Source organism: Arcobacter rhizosphaerae, from assembly GCF_049472155.1.
In the GTDB taxonomy this organism is placed as follows: Bacteria; Campylobacterota; Campylobacteria; order Campylobacterales; family Arcobacteraceae; genus Arcobacter_B.
This window is the reverse complement of record NZ_JBMOVW010000001.1, coordinates 514,424-531,952: the sequence shown is the minus strand read 5'-3', so window position 1 is coordinate 531,952 and position 17,529 is coordinate 514,424. Positions and strand designations below refer to the sequence as shown.

Annotated in this window: 18 protein-coding genes; 14 read left to right on the top strand and 4 right to left on the bottom strand. The window is 27.1% G+C overall.

What is annotated here, in order from left to right; all coding sequences use genetic code 11:
- The first annotated feature begins 101 nt into the window (after positions 1 to 101).
- Genes ACH5BH_RS02655 through ACH5BH_RS02645 form a run of 3 tightly spaced genes read left to right on the top strand, consistent with a single transcriptional unit; the run spans position 102 to position 3,134 of the window.
- Entirely contained in the window at positions 102 to 758 is a 657-nt protein-coding gene (locus ACH5BH_RS02655; RefSeq protein ID WP_423297350.1) for a response regulator transcription factor, read from the top strand.
- Positions 751 to 2,538, top strand: a complete 1,788-nt coding sequence (locus tag ACH5BH_RS02650; RefSeq protein ID WP_423297349.1) for a sensor histidine kinase — start codon at positions 751 to 753, stop codon at positions 2,536 to 2,538. The genes ACH5BH_RS02655 and ACH5BH_RS02650 overlap by 8 nt, the downstream gene beginning before the upstream one ends.
- An 8-nt stretch (positions 2,539 to 2,546) precedes the next feature.
- Positions 2,547 to 3,134, top strand: a complete 588-nt coding sequence (locus ACH5BH_RS02645; protein ID WP_423297348.1) for a hypothetical protein — start codon at positions 2,547 to 2,549, stop codon at positions 3,132 to 3,134.
- A gap of 22 nt (positions 3,135 to 3,156) precedes the next feature.
- Here ACH5BH_RS02645 and ccsA read toward each other — a convergent pair whose 3' ends face one another.
- Complete coding sequence (gene ccsA, locus ACH5BH_RS02640) at positions 3,157 to 5,916, bottom strand: cytochrome c biogenesis protein CcsA (protein ID WP_423297347.1); 2,760 nt, start codon at positions 5,914 to 5,916, stop codon at positions 3,157 to 3,159.
- 173 nt (positions 5,917 to 6,089) lie between these two features.
- On the opposite strand from ccsA, the gene cmoB reads away from it, so the two are divergent.
- Positions 6,090 to 7,004, top strand: a complete 915-nt coding sequence (cmoB, locus tag ACH5BH_RS02635) for a tRNA 5-methoxyuridine(34)/uridine 5-oxyacetic acid(34) synthase CmoB (RefSeq protein ID WP_404303989.1) — start codon at positions 6,090 to 6,092, stop codon at positions 7,002 to 7,004.
- A gap of 2 nt (positions 7,005 to 7,006) precedes the next feature.
- Here cmoB and ACH5BH_RS02630 read toward each other — a convergent pair whose 3' ends face one another.
- From ACH5BH_RS02630 to ACH5BH_RS02620, 3 genes are read right to left on the bottom strand one after another with little or no spacing between them, the layout of a single operon-like run.
- A complete protein-coding gene (locus tag ACH5BH_RS02630; protein ID WP_404303990.1) occupies positions 7,007 to 7,981 on the bottom strand; it encodes a GGDEF domain-containing protein in 975 nt (324 codons plus the stop codon).
- A gap of 9 nt (positions 7,982 to 7,990) precedes the next feature.
- Positions 7,991 to 8,896: a GGDEF domain-containing protein gene (locus ACH5BH_RS02625; RefSeq protein ID WP_404303991.1), complete on the bottom strand. Its 906-nt coding sequence runs from the start codon at positions 8,894 to 8,896 to the stop codon at positions 7,991 to 7,993.
- A gap of 9 nt (positions 8,897 to 8,905) precedes the next feature.
- Positions 8,906 to 9,508: an MBL fold metallo-hydrolase gene (locus tag ACH5BH_RS02620; RefSeq protein WP_423297346.1), complete on the bottom strand. Its 603-nt coding sequence runs from the start codon at positions 9,506 to 9,508 to the stop codon at positions 8,906 to 8,908.
- Positions 9,509 to 9,560: 52 nt separating this feature from the next.
- Between ACH5BH_RS02620 and ACH5BH_RS02615 the strand changes: the two genes are divergently transcribed.
- The 10 genes from ACH5BH_RS02615 to ACH5BH_RS02570 all read left to right on the top strand — a co-directional run bounded on the left by ACH5BH_RS02615 (position 9,561) and on the right by ACH5BH_RS02570 (position 17,522).
- Positions 9,561 to 10,379: a ferritin-like domain-containing protein gene (locus ACH5BH_RS02615; protein ID WP_423297345.1), complete on the top strand. Its 819-nt coding sequence runs from the start codon at positions 9,561 to 9,563 to the stop codon at positions 10,377 to 10,379.
- Between the two features lie 171 nt (positions 10,380 to 10,550).
- Complete coding sequence (locus ACH5BH_RS02610) at positions 10,551 to 11,273, top strand: GntR family transcriptional regulator (protein ID WP_423297344.1); 723 nt, start codon at positions 10,551 to 10,553, stop codon at positions 11,271 to 11,273.
- A gap of 21 nt (positions 11,274 to 11,294) precedes the next feature.
- A complete protein-coding gene (phnC, locus tag ACH5BH_RS02605; RefSeq protein ID WP_404304646.1) occupies positions 11,295 to 12,020 on the top strand; it encodes a phosphonate ABC transporter ATP-binding protein in 726 nt (241 codons plus the stop codon).
- Between the two features lie 31 nt (positions 12,021 to 12,051).
- Complete coding sequence (phnD, locus tag ACH5BH_RS02600) at positions 12,052 to 12,915, top strand: phosphonate ABC transporter substrate-binding protein (RefSeq protein ID WP_404303997.1); 864 nt, start codon at positions 12,052 to 12,054, stop codon at positions 12,913 to 12,915.
- A 49-nt stretch (positions 12,916 to 12,964) separates the two neighbouring features.
- Complete coding sequence (gene phnE / locus ACH5BH_RS02595; RefSeq protein WP_404303998.1) at positions 12,965 to 13,822, top strand: phosphonate ABC transporter, permease protein PhnE; 858 nt, start codon at positions 12,965 to 12,967, stop codon at positions 13,820 to 13,822.
- Positions 13,822 to 14,235, top strand: coding sequence for a phosphonate C-P lyase system protein PhnG (locus ACH5BH_RS02590; RefSeq protein WP_404304000.1), 414 nt, complete (start codon positions 13,822 to 13,824; stop codon positions 14,233 to 14,235). The genes phnE and ACH5BH_RS02590 overlap by 1 nt, the downstream gene beginning before the upstream one ends.
- A gap of 9 nt (positions 14,236 to 14,244) precedes the next feature.
- Positions 14,245 to 14,781, top strand: a complete 537-nt coding sequence (phnH, locus tag ACH5BH_RS02585; RefSeq protein WP_423297343.1) for a phosphonate C-P lyase system protein PhnH — start codon at positions 14,245 to 14,247, stop codon at positions 14,779 to 14,781.
- A gap of 1 nt (position 14,782) precedes the next feature.
- Positions 14,783 to 15,859: a carbon-phosphorus lyase complex subunit PhnI gene (locus ACH5BH_RS02580; RefSeq protein ID WP_423297342.1), complete on the top strand. Its 1,077-nt coding sequence runs from the start codon at positions 14,783 to 14,785 to the stop codon at positions 15,857 to 15,859.
- On the top strand, positions 15,856 to 16,686 hold the full coding sequence (locus ACH5BH_RS02575) for an alpha-D-ribose 1-methylphosphonate 5-phosphate C-P-lyase PhnJ (protein ID WP_404304003.1): 831 nt from the start codon (positions 15,856 to 15,858) through the stop codon (positions 16,684 to 16,686). The genes ACH5BH_RS02580 and ACH5BH_RS02575 overlap by 4 nt, the downstream gene beginning before the upstream one ends.
- Positions 16,686 to 17,522 carry an ATP-binding cassette domain-containing protein gene (locus tag ACH5BH_RS02570; protein WP_129088956.1) on the top strand — a complete coding sequence of 279 codons (837 nt, stop codon included), beginning with the start codon at positions 16,686 to 16,688 and terminating at the stop codon, positions 17,520 to 17,522. The genes ACH5BH_RS02575 and ACH5BH_RS02570 overlap by 1 nt, the downstream gene beginning before the upstream one ends.
- Positions 17,523 to 17,529 lie beyond the last annotated feature (7 nt).

The following is a 17,529-nucleotide window of genomic DNA, read 5'->3' as shown; positions in this document are numbered from 1 at the left end:
AACCAACAAAAGTGCTTCTAAAGTGCTAAATAAAAAACTTTACTTTTAATACATTTTTATATAAACTAATAGGTAGATACCTATTTTAAAAAAGGGAAGAAATGAAAATTCTACTTTTAGAAGATGATACTTTTATTTGTGAATCAATAAAAAGTTATTTTGAACTAGATGGAAATAAAGTTGATTTTTACCATGATGGAGAAGAACTTCTTGATAATGCTATACTAAGTAATTATGATATATTTCTTTTAGATATAAATACTCCTAAAAAAAATGGTTTTGAAACATTAAAAGCAATAAGACAAGAGGGTATTAATACCCCAGCAATTTATTTGACAGCTCAAAGTGATATAGAACATGTAAAAGAGGGTTATGCTTTAGGTTGCAGTGATTATGTTAGAAAACCTTTTATTTTAGATGAATTAGAATTAAGAATTAACAAAATAGTTCATAAAGACACAGATTGTGATGATATTAAATTAAGTGATAATTATATTTTCAATCTATCTAATATGCAGTTATTTTATAATGGTAATCCAATAGATTTAAAACAACATGAAAGGAATCTTTTATATTTATTAGTAAAAAATATTGGTACGATACTTAGTCCAAGTGTAATTAAAGATTATGTTTGGGATGATAAAGATGTTTGTGACAATACATTAAGAACACAAATCAAAAAAATAAGAGCAAAACTAAAAGATAATTTTATTATCAATGTTCGTAATGCTGGTTATAAGATAGAGAAATATGGTTGAGATAAATAAGTTATCAAAACAAAACAGAAATTTTGGTGTTAAACTGTTTCTTTCTTATATTGTTTTTACTGTTTTACTTATAATTTCTATTACTATTATTCATATATATTTTTCACAAGATTTAGTAGCAAATAAATTTTTAAGAGAAGTAAAACTACAAAGTAGTGAAAAAAAAGATACATTTGATAAATATTTTCAAACAAAAAAAGATGCACTTCAAGCAATTAGTAAAAATGAATATTTTATAAAATATGTAGAAAATGGTTCTTATAAATACTATATAGATTTATTATTACTTACAGTAATGGAAGCAAATAAAGACTATATGCAAATAAGATATATAAATGAATTAGGACGTGAAGTATTAAGATTTGATAGAGAAAAACATTCTCATGAACCATATAAATCTCAAAGTTTACAAAATAAAGCTAATAGATATTATTTTAAAAATGTATCTAAAATGAAAAAAAATGATGTATGGTTCTCTAATATTGATTTAAATATAGAACATGGACATCTTGAAATACCTTATAAACCTGTTGTTAGGGTTGCTACTCCTTTAATAATTCAAGGAAACTTCAAAGGGATATTAATTATAAATGTTTTTATGGAAGAATTGTTAAAAAATATTACCAATTCATCTTTATATGATATTTATTTAGCTGATGATAACGGCTATTATCTAAAACATAAAAATAAAGAGTTTGACTGGTCTTATTATAATTCAAAAAAAACATTAAAAGATGATTTTGATATTAGGTTTATTTATAAAATAAAAGAAAACAAAGATTCTTCTTTTGTATATAATAAAAATATCTTTGTTCAAACTCTAAATTTGGATAATCAAAAGTTAAATTTAATAATGCTTGAAAAAGAAGAATCTATTGAAGAAGTAGAAAACAATAATAATACTATGATTGTTGCTATCTTAATTTTCGCAACAATTATGTCACTTTTATTTACTTTTATTTTTACAAGAAAATTAGAAGGTTTATTTAAATTAGTTGTTAGTCAAGCTGATAAATTACATGATTTAGCAACAAATTTAGATAATAAAGTTGTATTAAAGACTTTTGAAATTGCTAAGAAAGATAGATTACTTCAAAATCAAAGTAAACTAGCTGAATTAGGGGATATGATAGGAAATATAGCCCACCAATGGAGACATCCTTTAACAAGATTATCTTTAACTCTTCAAAATTTAAGAGCATATAAAAAGAAAAATAGAATGAGTGATGAAATGTTTGATGAAGCTATGAGTAATTCCTTATATCAAATTGAGTTTATGTCAAATACTATTGATAATTTTAAAAACTTTTATAAAAAAGATGAAAAAAAATCTGATTTTATAGTTAGAGAAGCAGTTGAAAATGTCCTAAATATTATAGGTGCAGTGCTAGAGCATAGTAATATAAAACTAAATATAAATTGTCAAGAAAAAGTTACTTTACATGGCAATAAAAATGAATTCTCTCAAGTACTTATGAACTTAATTATCAATGCTAAAGATGCTATAGATGAAAATAAAATTGAAGATGGAAAAATAGATATAAATATCTCAAAAACGAAAGAATACAAAAAAATAGAAGTTAGTGATAATGCAGGAGGAGTACCAAGCTGTTTAATTGAAGAAATATTTAACCCATATTTTACTACAAAAGAAGAAAAGGGTACGGGAATAGGTCTTTATTTATCTAAAGCAATTATTGAAGATAAAATGAATGGAAAACTTTTAGTTGCAAACAAAGAGCAGGGTGCTGTGTTTACTATTTTATTATAAGGATTTACATGAAAATATTTATGCTTACTATACTTTTCTTAGGCTTGCTTCATTCAAAAGAGTGTAGTCCTTACTATAATCCCGATAAATTTTATGAGGCACCAGAATATTTAGTTAATTTAATAGAAGAACATTTAAAAAATAAATCTTTATTTGGAAATAAAAAAGAATATCAAGATTTTAACCTAAAGGAAGTAAAAAATAATACTTTTTTAAATGAACATATTAAAAATGGCGAATATATTTATCCTAAAAAATCAGGCTTATTCTCTTATAAAATAAAAGATCAAAATATTGATGAAATAAGTATATCAATAGTAAATATTTATCGATATACAGATATAAGCATTGCAGAAGAAATAAATAATGACTTTGAAGGTTTTTGGAATGATTGGATAGAAAATGCTTATGAAATGCAACTTACACCTGAACAGATACTTTTTAAGTATAAAGATAAATATTTTACTTTTTCAGTGTTTATTTATGGTATTAAAAAAGATGCAACAAACTTAAAAGGTACAAGCATAGTTTATTGGTTAAAAGATTATACGAAACAAGTTAAAAAATATATTCAATGTGAAAAGAATAATCAATAAAAAGCAAAAAAGCTAAGAAGTTTTACTTCTTAGCTTTTTTATTATCGATACTAGTTACAGCATCTTTTAAATTTCTATTTTTATATGCTAGTGCAATTGTAACAAATACAATAGACACTACATAATAAACCCAAGTAGGAATTGGTACAGGATCTCCTGTAGCATAAGAGTGCATTCCAGATAAATAGAAGTTTACACCAAAATAAGTCATTAAGATTGTACTAAATGTTAATAATGACGCTGTAGAGAACACAAACGGATTATTAAGAGATTTTACAAATCTCATGTGAATTACAAATACATAAGCTACAATTGATACATAAGCCCAAGTCTCTTTTGGATCCCAACCCCAATATCTACCCCAAGATTCGTTTGCCCAAACACCACCAAGGAAATTTCCTATTGTAATAAATGTAACACCAATGATTAATGCAATTTCATTAATAGCTGTAATACTTTTAATAGTCTCATCTAAATGAGGTCTATTCTTCCTAAAAATAAACATAATTAATGCCATAAATCCTAAAATAGCTCCAAGACCAAAGAATCCATAAGAAGCTGTAAGAATTGATACATGAATTGTTAACCAATAAGATTTAAGTACTGGTACTAAGTTTGTAATTTGTGGATCAATACCTGTTAAATGTGCAGTAAACATAAAAATACCTGCAACAATAACAGCCGCACTTAACGCAAGTAATGATTTTCTAAAGAATACAACTCCTGCAAATACAGCAGACCACGAGATATATAAAAGTGATTCATAAGTATCTGACCATGGTGCATGACCTGAGATAATCCATCTAAAGCCCATTCCAAATGTATGTGCTGCAAATAAAAGTGCTAATACAATAAAGAAGAAAAATGTAGTTTTTCTTGGTTTAATTTTTGGATTAAATACAACAACAAATGCAACAATAAGCATAATTAAACCTGTTATGATATAAGCAAGTGTTAATTTTAAGAATATATCTAATTCATTAAATAAAATTTCATTATTAACTTGTGAATCACTTAACATAACATCTTTACCAAGCTTTTCTTGATAAAGTTTAATCATATCAATAAATTTATTTGCTTGTTCCCAATCGCTTTCAATAACAGAGTTTATAAATCCTCTTGTCATTAATTCAACAGCTCTTTGGCTTTGTCCTTCAAATGTTTTCATAGCATCAAGTGGAACATGCCAAGTATTAGTTTTATCTTCTGGTTTTGGGAAGATTCTAAATAAGTTACCATTAAATGTAGCAAAAGTAATATTTAATCTTTCATCAAGTCTAACAATATCTTTTTCATAAGTTCCTCTATCTTGAGGCTTAGTAATAGCAGCTTTTTCAGCTTCTTTATTTAAAATATAATTACCTTCTACAAATACTTCGGAAAAAGCAATATGTTTTCTTTTTTCATCAATACCAATAAATTTTTTTAATTTAGGAGTTTTAACTTTGATAAGTCTAATATCTCTCCACATTTCAGGTCTTGATAACATACCTAAAACAATTTGATCTGCATTCATACCAAATAAAGATTTTCTACCACTTAATTTAAGAAGTATTTCTCTATTTAATGTAGATACAGGCTTCATTCTACCACCTTGGCTTTGAGTAACAAGCTTAGAAAATTTATTAGCAGTTACTTTTGACTCTTCTTTAAACTTCTTTAGATATTCAACTGTACTTTGAGCTTTTACTTCATTTTCCATTACTCTTTCTTCTGCATTTGCTGAAGTTGAAGCAAAAGCAATCATACAGGCAATAGCAAGAGAAGCTACATTTTTTTCTGAAACATATTTTGTAAGTTTCCAAAATCTTGATTTTTTATCAAATAAATTTAATACTAATCCAAGTGTTAATAAAAAATAACCTAAATAAGTTGGCCATTTACCAGGGTCATTGTTAACTGAAAGAACTGTTCCTGTTTCATCTGGGAAATATGAACTTTGGAAGAATAAGAAGTTTCCTTCATGTAGAGTTCTATTCATGAAAATTCTATAATCATACTCTTTATTATCCTTAATAACAGTAACTTCAGAAGCATAAGATGAAGGTGAGTTACTACCTGGATATCTATCAAGTTGGAAATCATTTAATTTAATAGCAAAAGGTAACGATAATGTTTTTGAACCATAAGATAAAACTACAGTTGTATCTCCAAAGAAAAGTTCTCTTTTAAGACCTCTTTGTCCTCTTTGTCCAGGAAGTTTAATCTCTTGTGTTTTTCCATCAACTGTAACATCTACAGTTAAAAGTCCCATTTTAGCACTACCTTTTTTTGCTAAGATATAATCTTTATATTCTACATCTATTTTTTTGTTATCACCATAAAGTATAGTATGAGCGAAATCATTTACACTTTTTAATAAAGTAGTGAACTCTTTTTGATACTCTTTATAATAAGTATTACCATTTTCTTTAATTGTAATTTGTAAGTAAGGTTCTAGTGAACTCATTCTATTTTCAGTAGCACCTTCTTTGATTTGCATAATTCCTTCATAACCTGCGTATCTTGTAACCCCAGCACCAATCAGAATAACTACAAAAGATAAATGGAAAATAAATCTTGCTTTATTTCTCCACATTTTATATTTGTAAATAATTCCCATTAAGTTAACTGTTGTTAATACAAGTATCGTTTCATACCATATATTATTGTATACTAAAACTCTCGCTGAAGATGTATCAAAATCATTTTCGATAAATGTAGCATAGCCAGCTCCAATTGCTAATATAGCCAATAAAATTAGTGTAGTCTTAAAGGAAAATAAGACATTAGTTCCTTTCAAAAAAAATCCTTTCTATTTGATTATCAAATGAATTATATTCACAACTAGTTAACTATAAGTTAACTAAAATGAAAAGCAATTCATATTCTAACATAGATACAAGTATAGCAAAAGATTGATTTGTTTGCCTTGATTTAAGACAATATTTTATTTTATAGTCTTATAATACGACTATGAATTTAGAAGAATTACAAAAAAAGAAAAACGACTGTAGAAGTTGGAAAAATGTACAACCTTGGTTTGATCAATTAAATAAAGCCAGAGAAATAAAAACAGATGAACTTTATGTGGATTATGGAGATTGGTTTACTATTGGAAAAAGAGAAGATATAACTCAAGAACAATATGATTTAATTGAAGAAACAGCAAAAAAGTTAATTCCTTGGAGAAAAGGCCCTTTCAATTTATTTGGTTTAGAAATTGATAGTGAATGGCAAAGTAATATTAAATACAATCTGATTAGACCTCACTTTAATTTAAAAGATAAAGTTGTTGCTGATATTGGGTGTAATAATGGTTATTATATGTTTAGAATGCTTGAAGATAAACCAAAAAGATTAATAGGTTTTGATCCAAGTGCTTTAACACTTCATCAATTTGAATTTATAAATCATTTTGTAAAATCAGAAATCATTTATGAAATGCTGGGAGTTGAACACTTAGAGTTTTATAATCATAAATTTGATTTTATTTTTATGCTTGGAGTTTTATATCATAGACCTGATCCAGTAGGTACTTTAAAATCACTTGCTAGAGGATTAAATTCAAAAGGTGAAATTTTAATAGATACTTTTATGATAGATGGGGAAGAAGAACTTTGTTTAACACCAAATAAAAGGTATTCAAAAATCCCAAATATTTATTTTATACCAACAATTCCTGCACTTAAAAATTGGCTATCAAGAGCTGGTTTTGAAAATATTGAAGTAATAGCTACAACTATTACAACAAATGAAGAACAAAGAAAAACAAAATGGTCTTTCGATCAAAGTTTAGAGGACTTTTTAGATCCTAATGATAATAGTAAAACTATTGAAGGTTATCCTGCACCTAAAAGAGTTTATATAAAAGCTAGAAAAATACAGTAGAATTAAAATAGTTCTATTGTATCTTCTTCTGTAAGTTCGTCAAAATCAAAAAACTGACTTCTACCTTTATTTTTTGCTTCATATAAAGCAATATCAGCATTTTTAATAGCATCTGTTATTGTTTCACTTGAATCTGTTTTAAAGGTTTCTAAACCAATACATATTGTTTTTTTAAGTTTTTGTTTTGTAATTGAATTAACTTCAATAGAAACATCAGCAAAATCTTCTATGATTTTTTTAGCTAAATCTTCAACTTGATATTTAGGAGTATTACTTAGTATTGTTACTAAAAACTCATCAGCATTAAGTCTTGCTACCATATCAAATTCATTTATATTACTATGAATTATTTTTGCTAATTCAATTAAAACTTTATCTGAAATATCATAATCAAATTCATCAATTACTGCTTTAAAATGATCAACTCCAATCATTAGAAAATATATTTCTTCTCTTGTATTATTTGATATAGTAAGATGTTTATTCAAATTTTCAATTAGATAATTTCGGTTATAAACTTTTGTTACAGAGTCAATAGAAGAAGACTCAATAAAGTTCTTTTTTAATATTCCATTTTGAATTATAGGAGATATTTGAAAGAATGCAGCTTCAATAGTATCATATTTAGCTTGTAATACTTTATAATGAACATTTGATGTTGCACTAAAAGAAACTGTTGCATTTAAATTAGTATGTGTGTTAATAATAAAAAAATATGCCTTCTCATCATCAAGAAAAAACTCTTTACCTTTTACAAAAATCTCTTCTTTTGAGTTTGAATGCATATCAATTAATGAAAATGTTACATTATCAATACTAAAAAATTTATTTAGCCATTCGTAAATATCTTCAGCCATTTGAACGATATTTGTTGAGTACTGTAATTGTTCATATAAATTATAAATTGATACTAAAGATTTATAACTTTCTTCATTTGAGTTTGAATCTTTTATCAGTTCTAATATTTTTTCTTTCATACTAAACTCCTAAAATAAGTCTATAATATTCGTATCTTCTTCTGTAAATTCGAAAATTTGACTTCTACCTTTATTTTTTGCTTCATATAAAGCAATATCTGATTTTCTAAAAATTTCATCCATTGTTGTTGCATCTTTAGGAAATATTGCTATTCCACAGCAAATAGTCTTTTTTAAAGTTTGATTAGTTTGTTTATTTACTAATACTTCTTCTTTACTAAAGTTGTCAATAATTTTTTGAGCAATCATTTTTGCATTTTCATTATCATTTATATTCATTAATATCACTAAAAATTCATCAGAATCAATTCTTAATATAATATCTGAGGTTCTAAGTGTTTGTTTTAAAACCTTAGATAAAGCAACTAATACTTTATCTCCAATATTATAATCAAATTCATCAATTACAGCCTTAAATTGATCAATACCAAATTTTAAAAACCCTAAAGTATTATTTTCTCTTAAAGATAAACTTAAAAGTTTTTCAGAATAACTATCTAAATAGTGTCTATTATATAAACCTGTTACAGGATCAACTAAACTTAAATCTTTTAGTGTATCTTTTAAAAGTTTATTATATAAAGTTTGAGAAAATGCTTGTAATGCCAAAGTTATAGCAAATTTATTATTTTTTATATTGCTATCATCATTTGAAGATACAATTACTTTGATTTTTGTATAATCACTTTGTACTAATTCAAAAACTGTATTTTCTGTTTCTACTAAATTATTTGAAGATTTATAAAGTATTTCTTCTGTATCTTTATTACTTGTATCAAGTAAAACAATTTCTATATCATTTACATTAAATTTATCTTTCAAATACATTAAAACATCTGTATAGAATTGTTCTAAAGTTCTTACAAGTTTTAAATTTTCATTTTCTTTAACTATATTCTCACAAATTTGACTCATCAAGTACCTTTATAAAATTATATATTTTTCCCATTGTGCTAATGAATCAAGTTCAGATATCAGCGTAGTTTTATCACCATGTCCTGGGTAGATATGGAAATTTGTATTTTCCCATGATAATATTTTATTAATACTTTTTTTCATATCAGCTGCATTTGACATAGGAAAATCAAATCTACCAATAGTTCCTTTAAAAATAAAATCACCTGTAAATAAATGCTCATTTATTTGAATAGCTGAACATCCAGGAGTATGACCTGGAAAATGATGAAATTTAATTTTCACATCAGCTATTTCAAATTCTTCATCAGGTTGCACTTCAATATCTGCAACAGATGGTGGCATTCCTAAACCATAAGGATCTATTTCTAATAAAAAACAGTCATCTTTTGGAGTATACAATTTTATGTTATATTCATTTTTAACTTCTGTATTTGACCAAACATGATCAAAATGTCCATGTGTATTTAAAACTGCGACAGGGTTTGTTACATTTTGTTTTATCCATCTAGTTGCATCTACACCTGGATCAATTATTATATCTTTATTATCTATTGTAACTATATAACAATTTGTTTGATAATCACCCATTGGCTGTACTTTTATATCCATTTTAAAGCCTTTTCGCTAAAATACATTGATTATATCATAAAAGAGGTTATACGTGAATTATTTTTTTACTTTAGAACAAGTTTTATTAACTAAATATCCAAAAGAAAAAATAGAAAAATTTAAACATTTCTATGAAAATTTTATAAATAATAAATTTACTTTTGAAGATAATTATATACCTTGTAAGCTTAAAGAGCCATCTTATTCTAACTTTTTAGAAATTGTAAAACCAACTGCTTTACCAAAAATAAAAAACTTTAATACAATTGAAGGGAAAAAGTATCTTCTTCATACTATTTTGCACATTGAATATAGTGCAATTGATTTAGCTTTAGATGCTGCATTAAGATATCAAAACCTGCCGTTACAGTACTATTCAGACTGGTTAGAGGTTGCTAACGATGAAGTAAGACATTTTATAATACTTGAAAATTTATTAAATGAATTAGGCGGAAAATATGGAGACTTTCCTGTTCATAAAAATCTATTTGAAGCTATGGAAAATACACCAGAATTTCTAAGAAGAATGGCTGCAGTACCTAGATATTTAGAAGCAAATGGTTTAGATCAAAATCCAAAAATAATGGAAAAATTAAAATCAAATAATGATCCATTTAATAGAAAAATATTAGAAGCTTTAAATATTATTTTAGAAGAAGAAGTTGATCATGTAACAAAAGGTGATACATGGTATAAATATGCTTGTGATTTAGAGAATTTACCTTATGATGAAACTTATTTAAAAATTATTGAAGAAGTATTTCCAGGCTCTACAAAAAGAAAAATGGATTTAAATTTTGAAGCAAGAAAAAAAGCTGGTTTTTCTTGTGAACTACTAAAAACACTTTCAAAAAAACAAGATTGTAATTAAACTGTAATAATTAAATCAAATTCCCATCAAATCAATTATCAAAATAGATTAATCTTTTACTTGTCTATACAAGGTACTTAACTTGTATAGACAACTTGTAATCATTGTGTAATTTATCTGCTTTATACTTCCACTTATAAAGCTTGTATAGACAAGATAACAAGGTAAAAAGTGAAGAAAGTTACAAAACCTACATATATAAAACTTTATGAGCAAATACTAAAAAGTATTGAAACAAAAGAATATAGTGTAAGTAAAAAATTACCCTCAGAAAATGAGTTAGCAAAAATATTTGATGTAAATAGACATACAGTGAGACAAGCTTTATCCTTATTAAAAGATAAAGGTTTTATTTATACTCTAAAAGGAAAAGGCAATTTTATATCAAATATAAAAGTTCCTTATTCAATTAGTGATAAAAGTTCATACTCATCAAAAATTTTAGACTTAGGGTATGAACCAAAAACTAAACTTCTAAGTGCAAATATTATTGAACCAAATGAAGATATTGCAAAAAATTTAAACTTAAGTAAAAAACTAAAAGTAATAGAGTTGAAACTTTTAAGATATGCAAACGATTTACCTATTTCTGTTTCATATTCATATTTTGATGCATTTATTTATAGAGATATTATAAATCATTTAGATTTAGAACCCTTTTCTTTATACAAAATCTTAAATAAATGTTATCCAAATTTGGAGATCACAAAAGTTTCAACTGTATTTGAATCCCTAGTTGCTAAAAATGAATTAAGTGAATTATTAATGATGCCATCAAATTCTCCAATTTTAGCTGCTAGTACATTATCAAAAGATCAAGAAGGTAATTATGTTGAGTATGGAACATCATACTTTAGAGGCGATACTTGTAAAATCAAAGTAGATTTAATTTAAAAGGAGAACATAGTGATAAAAATGAAAAACCTAACATTAGGGTACAAAAAAGAAAAAATACTAAAGAATGTAGATTTTAAAGTTAAAGATGGCGAGTTTATTGGAATTATAGGCCCTAGTGGTGCAGGTAAATCAACACTTCTAATGTCAATTACAGGTGGTATCAAAGTATTTGATGGAAAGTTTGAAGTCTTAGATTATGATTTAGAAAATATCAAAAAAAAGAATCTTATTAAATTAAGAGAACAAATTGGCGTTATTTTCCAAGGCTATAACTTGGTTGATAGAATTTCTGTACTTGATAATGTAATTAGTGGGATGTTAAAAGAAATACCTTTAACAAGAGCAATAATTAAACTTTATAAAAAAAAGGAGTTAAAAAAAGCAAAAGAGTATATGGACATTGTTGATATTACAAAATATTCATTAAAAAGGTGTGATGAACTTTCGGGAGGCCAAAGACAAAGAGTTGCAATAGCTAGAGCTTTAGCCGCTGAACCAAAGATTATTTTAGCTGATGAACCTGTATCTGCATTAGATCCCAAAAGTGCAAAAAAGGTTATGGAGATTTTAAGGAAGGTAAACAAAACTTATGGAGTAACTGTAATAGCTAACCTTCATCATTTAGAATATGCAAAAGAGTACTGTGATCGAATTGTTGCAGTTAATGATGGTCAAGTAGTTTTTGATGATAAGAGTGAGTTGCTAACTGAAAAGTTAGTTGAAAAAATCTACACAAATAACTAGTGTAAAACAATAATTAAATTAGGAAATAAAAATGAAATTAATTAAGAAAATTGCAGTAGCTTCTATAGCTTTAGGATTAACAACATCAATGTTCGCACAAGAAAAATGGCCTGAAAAAATTACTTTTGGTGTGATTCCAGTAGCTGGTTCAACTTCTATGAAAGAAAACTTTGGCCCTTTAACTGATTATATATCAAAATCTTTAGGTATCAAAGTAGAAATGAAATTAGCAGGAGATTACACTGGAATTATTACAGGTATGCAACACAAACATATTGATGTTGCTTATTTAGGACCAAAATCTTATGTTGAAGCTGCAAAAAGAGCTAATGCAGAAGCTTTAGTTGTTGAAGTTGATGGTGAATCAGGACTTCCAGGGTATAGAGGTACGATTATTACTAAAAAAGGAAGTGGTTTAAAAACGCTTGCTGATTTAAAAGGTAAAACTTGGGCATTTACATCATCTCAATCAACATCAGGAACATTAGTTCCAACTGTAATGTTCTCAAAAAAAGGTATTGACCCTAAAAAATATTTCTCTAAAGTAGTTTATTCTGGTGGACATGAAGCTTCAATTTTAACAGTAAAAGCAGGAAGAATTGATGCGGCTTCTACAAATAACTTAGATTTTAATAGAGGTGTTGGAAAACATTGGGAAAGAGATCAATTTAATGTTATTTGGACTTCTGATTTAATTCCTGGTGCTCCTGTTGCAGCAAGAGGTGATTTACCAAACTCTTTAAAAATGGCTTTAAAAGGTGCATTTTTATCTTATAACGATCCAAAAGGTTTAGAAAAACTAAAAAATAAAGGTTTTGTTAAAGGTGATGATTCTGTTTATGATTCTGTAAGAGAATTAATAAAATTAAAAAAACAACTAAAAAATAAAAAATAGTTAATACAAAGTAAGCGTGTAAACGCTTACTTTTAAATAAGGAAAAAAAATGAATGTAGAAGAATTAAAAGCAAAAAGTAATCCTTTTTCTTTTGGAAAATCAGCAGTTATCGTAATATTTTTATTAATTTTAATTCAAAGTTGGAATGACACGGATATGAGTTTTTCATCATTATATGATGGAGCTGGGTATATGGTTGAGTATATTTCTGGTAATCCAAATATTGAAGGAAGTGGTTTTTTCCCACCAAATTTAAATAGTAGTGATTTAATGACTTATGTTTTATCTATGTTAGAGACTATTCAAATGGCTGTTGTTGCACTTTTCTTATCTATAGTAGTAGCAGTTCCATTATCATTTATGAGTTCAAGAAATATCTTAAATATATTAATTCCAGGAAAGACTCCAATACATGAGTTTACTAAGAAAGTGATATATGGAAGTGCTACCTTAGTTGCTAATATATTTAGATCAATCAATGAAATTGTATGGGCATTGATTTTTGTAAGTGCTGTTGGACTTGGCCCAATGGCAGGTATCTTAGCTTTAGGTGTGCATACAGCAGGTGTTTTATCAAAGCTTTTAAGTGAAGGAAATGAATCAATTGATCCAGGTCCTGTAGAAGCTTTAACTACAACAGGTGCTGGATTTTTTAAAGTATTAGTTTATGCAGTACTTCCTCAAACTATGCCACATTTTGTTTCAATGGCTTTATATAGATTTGAAAGTGATGTAAGAGCAGCTTCAATTTTAGGATTTGTAGGAGCTGGTGGTATTGGTTTTTACTTATTTGATAAGATGAGGGCTTTTGAAAATAGTGATGTTTGTTCAATTATTATCATTATTGTAATTACAGTTTGGGTACTTGACAAAATTAGTGCAATGATTAGAAAAAGGTTTATTTAATGAAAAGAGAAGATATTAATAATTTAGCACAATTAGTGCAATATGAAAAATTAGAAAATTTATATAAAAAAATTGATGAAAATAATAGGGTACAAGTTTTAACACCACCAAGTGAGCAAACAATTTTAGTTCCTGTAAAAGATCCTATTTCAAATAGTGATTTTTATGCAGGAGAGGTGTTAGTTACTTCTACAATAGTTCAAGTAAATGATACTAAAGGTTGGTCGATGGTTATGGATACAAATGAGAAACTGTCACTTTATACAGCCGTTATTGACGCTGCTTTTGAAGCTGATATTTTTAAAAGTGAGATTATAACTATTTTAAAAGAAGCAAAAAATCAAGATAGTTTAAATAAAGAGAAAATAAATCAAAAAGTAAACGCTACAAGAGTTTCTTTTGATTTAATGTAGGAGAAAAAAGTGAATACAGTTGATATAGAAAAACTAAATAGAGATAACTTTAAATCAATGATGAATGCATTATCTATGCCTGGAAAAGTAGAGAAAATTCAACCTTTATTTGAATCAAATTTATTAGCAATAGCTAATACACTTTTATACTCAGAGGTTAGTTTTTATTATGAAGGAAAAGAAGAGTTTAGTTTAATTGAAGCAATTACTAATGCTCAAAATACACAAGCTGATAATGCCGATTATATTTTTTGTGATGAATTAAATGAGTATTTATTTAATAAAGGAAAGGTTGGAACTTCAAAAGATCCTGAATACTCATCAACGTTTGTTTTTAAATGTAAAGATTTTAATGGACTTGAAGTAAAACTAACTGGACCAGGAATAGATGGAAGTAAAAATGTAAACTTACCAATTGATAAGTCTTTTGTTGAGTTTTTTAATGAAAAAAATTCATATTATCCACTTGGAAATGAAGTATTCTTTTTAAGTCAAGAAGGTGAGATTACAGCTATTTCAAGAACTACAAAAATGGAGGTTTTATAAAATGGCTTATTATGCAATTAAAGGTGGGGAAGAAGCTATCAAAAACTCTCTTGATTTTTATGGTGATATTACAAAAGAGTCTGAGAAATTAAATGACAATGATTTAATTGAAGCTTTGACTTACTCAATTGATAGAGTAATTAGTGAAGGGTCTTTATACTCTAAGAAATTAGCTGCACAAGCTATAAAAAGAAGTGCTGGAGATTTACTGAATGCTTCATTTTTCTTAAGAGCTCATAGAAGTTCTTGTCAAAGAATTGGTATTGCTAAAACTGTTGATATAAATGATATGAGATTAACAAGAAGAATTTCATCAGCTTTTAAAGACATTGAAGGGGGACAATTACTTGGGCCTTCAAATGATTATGAGATTAAACTTTTAGTTGATTTAGAAAAAGTTCAAACTAATATTGAAGAGTATTCAACAAAAGATAATGTAATTAAATCAGCATTAACACCACTTAGAGAAGATAACTTAATAAAAATTCTTCCACAAGAAGAAAAACCTTGGGATATTACAAGAAGTTATCCAACTGAACCATATCCTAGAAGTGCAGTTTTACAAGTAATGGCAAGAGCTGAAACTGGTTCACTTTTATGTGTTGGATATACAACTATGAGAGGTTATGGAGATATTCACCCTACAATTGGTGATTTAAGAATAGGTGAATTAGATGTTGAGTTTATACATCCTTTTACAAAAAATGAAGTAAAAGTTGGAACTATAGAAGCAACTGCTGTTGAGTGTGTTGGTACTTTTAATCAAGATGAAGATGGAGATACAAAACTTACAACTGGTTTTGGTTTTTGTTTTGGTAAAAATGAAACAAAAGCTATTTCTATGTCAATGATTGATTTATCACTTTATAATACTCACTATTCTGTGGGTGGGGAGCATGTAATTGCAGCTGATTTTGACATGATTATGCACCATTTAGATGGAATAGAGTCTTATGGTATGACAAATCACTTTAAATTACCACACTATGTAACATTCCAAACTGATTATCAAATCTTTAAATCAGCACAAAAATATACAGAAGATAAAAAAGAAAATGAAAAAGGAGTTGAAAAATGAGATATGCATTTTTAGATGAAGAAGCAAAAAAAGAGATTAGAAGATCTATTTTAAAAGCTATCGCAATTCCTGGATATATTGTAGGCTTTGCTTCAAGAGAACTACCAGTAGCACGTGGATGGGGAACTGGTGGATTACAAGTTACATTATCAATCATCAATGAAGAAGATACTTTAAAAGTAATTGACCAAGGTTGTGATGGAAGTGTAAATGCTGTAAATATTAGAAATTTTATTAAATCCGTTACAAAAGTTGAAACTACAACTAAAACGCTTGATGCAACTATTATTCAGACAAGACATAGAATTCCAGAGATTGATTTACAAGAAGGTCAAACATTAGTTTTTCAAGTTCCAATGCCTGATATTTTGGAAACTGTTGAGCCAAATATCTCAAAAGCAAAGCTTTTACATGCAAATGCTGATTATTCTAAATTATGGGTTTTATTATATGAAGATACATCAATGTTTGGAGATTCAAGAATTTCAAATAGATACCCTGTGATGGTAAATCATAGATATGCAATGGATCCAAGTCCTATTCCAAAATATGATACGCCAAAATTAAATGATTGTAAAGCTTTACAAATTTTTGGAGCAGGAAGAGAAAAAAAGATTTATGCTATTCCTCCATATACTCATGTAGAGCCTTTAAAATTTGAAGATAGAGAGTTTAAAGTTGAAAACTTTGAAGGAAAAGCTTGTGCAAGATGTGGAAGTACTCATAGCTTCTTAGATGAAGTATATGATGATGAAGGTAAAGCAACATACTATTGTAATGACACAGATTATTGTGATACTCAAAAAGAAAAACAAGGAATTAACTAATGATACTAGATATGAGAAATGTATCTAAAGTTTTTGGAAAATTTTGTCCAAAATGTTTAGAAACAACTGGTGCAAATTATAACAGTTCTATTTGTCCTACTTGTAAAAGTGTTGTTGGGGTAAATGATATAAATTTAACACTAGCTAATGGAGAAGTATTAGGAATAGTAGGTGAGAGTGGTAGTGGAAAATCTACACTTTTACAACTAATTTATCAAGACCAAAAAGCAAGTCTTGGAGAGATTTTTGTAAAAGATTTTGTTGGAAAAGATGGAAAGAAAAAAAATATTTTAGATGCAAACTTAAATGAATTGTCTCATCTTAGAAACTCTTTAATGTCTATGATTTATCAAAACCCAAGACTAGGGCTTAACTATAATTTTTCAGCAGGTGGAAATATTGCCCAAAAAGTAATAATGAGTGGAAATAAAAAATATGATGAGATTAGAGATAGAGCTTTATATTTTTTAGATAAAACAGAAATTCCAACAAGTAGAATTGATGCTTATCCTGAGTACTTTTCAGGTGGACAACAACAAAGAATCCAAATCTCTAAAGCTTTATCAAGTAATCCAAAAATTTTATTACTTGATGAACCAACAACAGGACTTGATTTATCAGTTCAAGCTAAGATTCTTGATTTAATCAAAGAGTTACAACATGAAATAGGTTTTGCTATGGTAGTTGTATCCCATGATTTAGGAGTTATCAAACACTTAACAGATATTACAGTTGTTATGAAAAATGGACAAATTGTTGAAAGAGGATTAACTGATCAAATACTTGAAGATCCTCAACACCCATATACACAATTACTTGTGTCATCAATTCTGTAGAGGCTAA

What these genes read in the sequence shown, in the direction of transcription:
- ACH5BH_RS02570 (WP_129088956.1), top strand. Translation starts at nt 16,686, where the DNA reads ATGATACTAGATATGAGAAATGTATCTAAAGTTTTTGGAAAATTTTGT.
- ACH5BH_RS02630 (WP_404303990.1), bottom strand. Translation starts at nt 7,981, where the DNA reads ATGAAAGAAAAAATATTAGAACTGATAAAAGATTCAAACTCAAATGAA.
- ACH5BH_RS02650 (WP_423297349.1), top strand. Translation starts at nt 751, where the DNA reads ATGGTTGAGATAAATAAGTTATCAAAACAAAACAGAAATTTTGGTGTT.
- ACH5BH_RS02655 (WP_423297350.1), top strand. Translation starts at nt 102, where the DNA reads ATGAAAATTCTACTTTTAGAAGATGATACTTTTATTTGTGAATCAATA.
- ACH5BH_RS02625 (WP_404303991.1), bottom strand. Translation starts at nt 8,896, where the DNA reads ATGAGTCAAATTTGTGAGAATATAGTTAAAGAAAATGAAAATTTAAAA.
- phnC (WP_404304646.1), top strand. Translation starts at nt 11,295, where the DNA reads ATGAAAAACCTAACATTAGGGTACAAAAAAGAAAAAATACTAAAGAAT.
- ACH5BH_RS02645 (WP_423297348.1), top strand. Translation starts at nt 2,547, where the DNA reads ATGAAAATATTTATGCTTACTATACTTTTCTTAGGCTTGCTTCATTCA.
- phnD (WP_404303997.1), top strand. Translation starts at nt 12,052, where the DNA reads ATGAAATTAATTAAGAAAATTGCAGTAGCTTCTATAGCTTTAGGATTA.
- ACH5BH_RS02580 (WP_423297342.1), top strand. Translation starts at nt 14,783, where the DNA reads ATGGCTTATTATGCAATTAAAGGTGGGGAAGAAGCTATCAAAAACTCT.
- cmoB (WP_404303989.1), top strand. Translation starts at nt 6,090, where the DNA reads ATGAATTTAGAAGAATTACAAAAAAAGAAAAACGACTGTAGAAGTTGG.
- phnE (WP_404303998.1), top strand. Translation starts at nt 12,965, where the DNA reads ATGAATGTAGAAGAATTAAAAGCAAAAAGTAATCCTTTTTCTTTTGGA.
- ACH5BH_RS02620 (WP_423297346.1), bottom strand. Translation starts at nt 9,508, where the DNA reads ATGGATATAAAAGTACAGCCAATGGGTGATTATCAAACAAATTGTTAT.
- ACH5BH_RS02575 (WP_404304003.1), top strand. Translation starts at nt 15,856, where the DNA reads ATGAGATATGCATTTTTAGATGAAGAAGCAAAAAAAGAGATTAGAAGA.
- ACH5BH_RS02590 (WP_404304000.1), top strand. Translation starts at nt 13,822, where the DNA reads ATGAAAAGAGAAGATATTAATAATTTAGCACAATTAGTGCAATATGAA.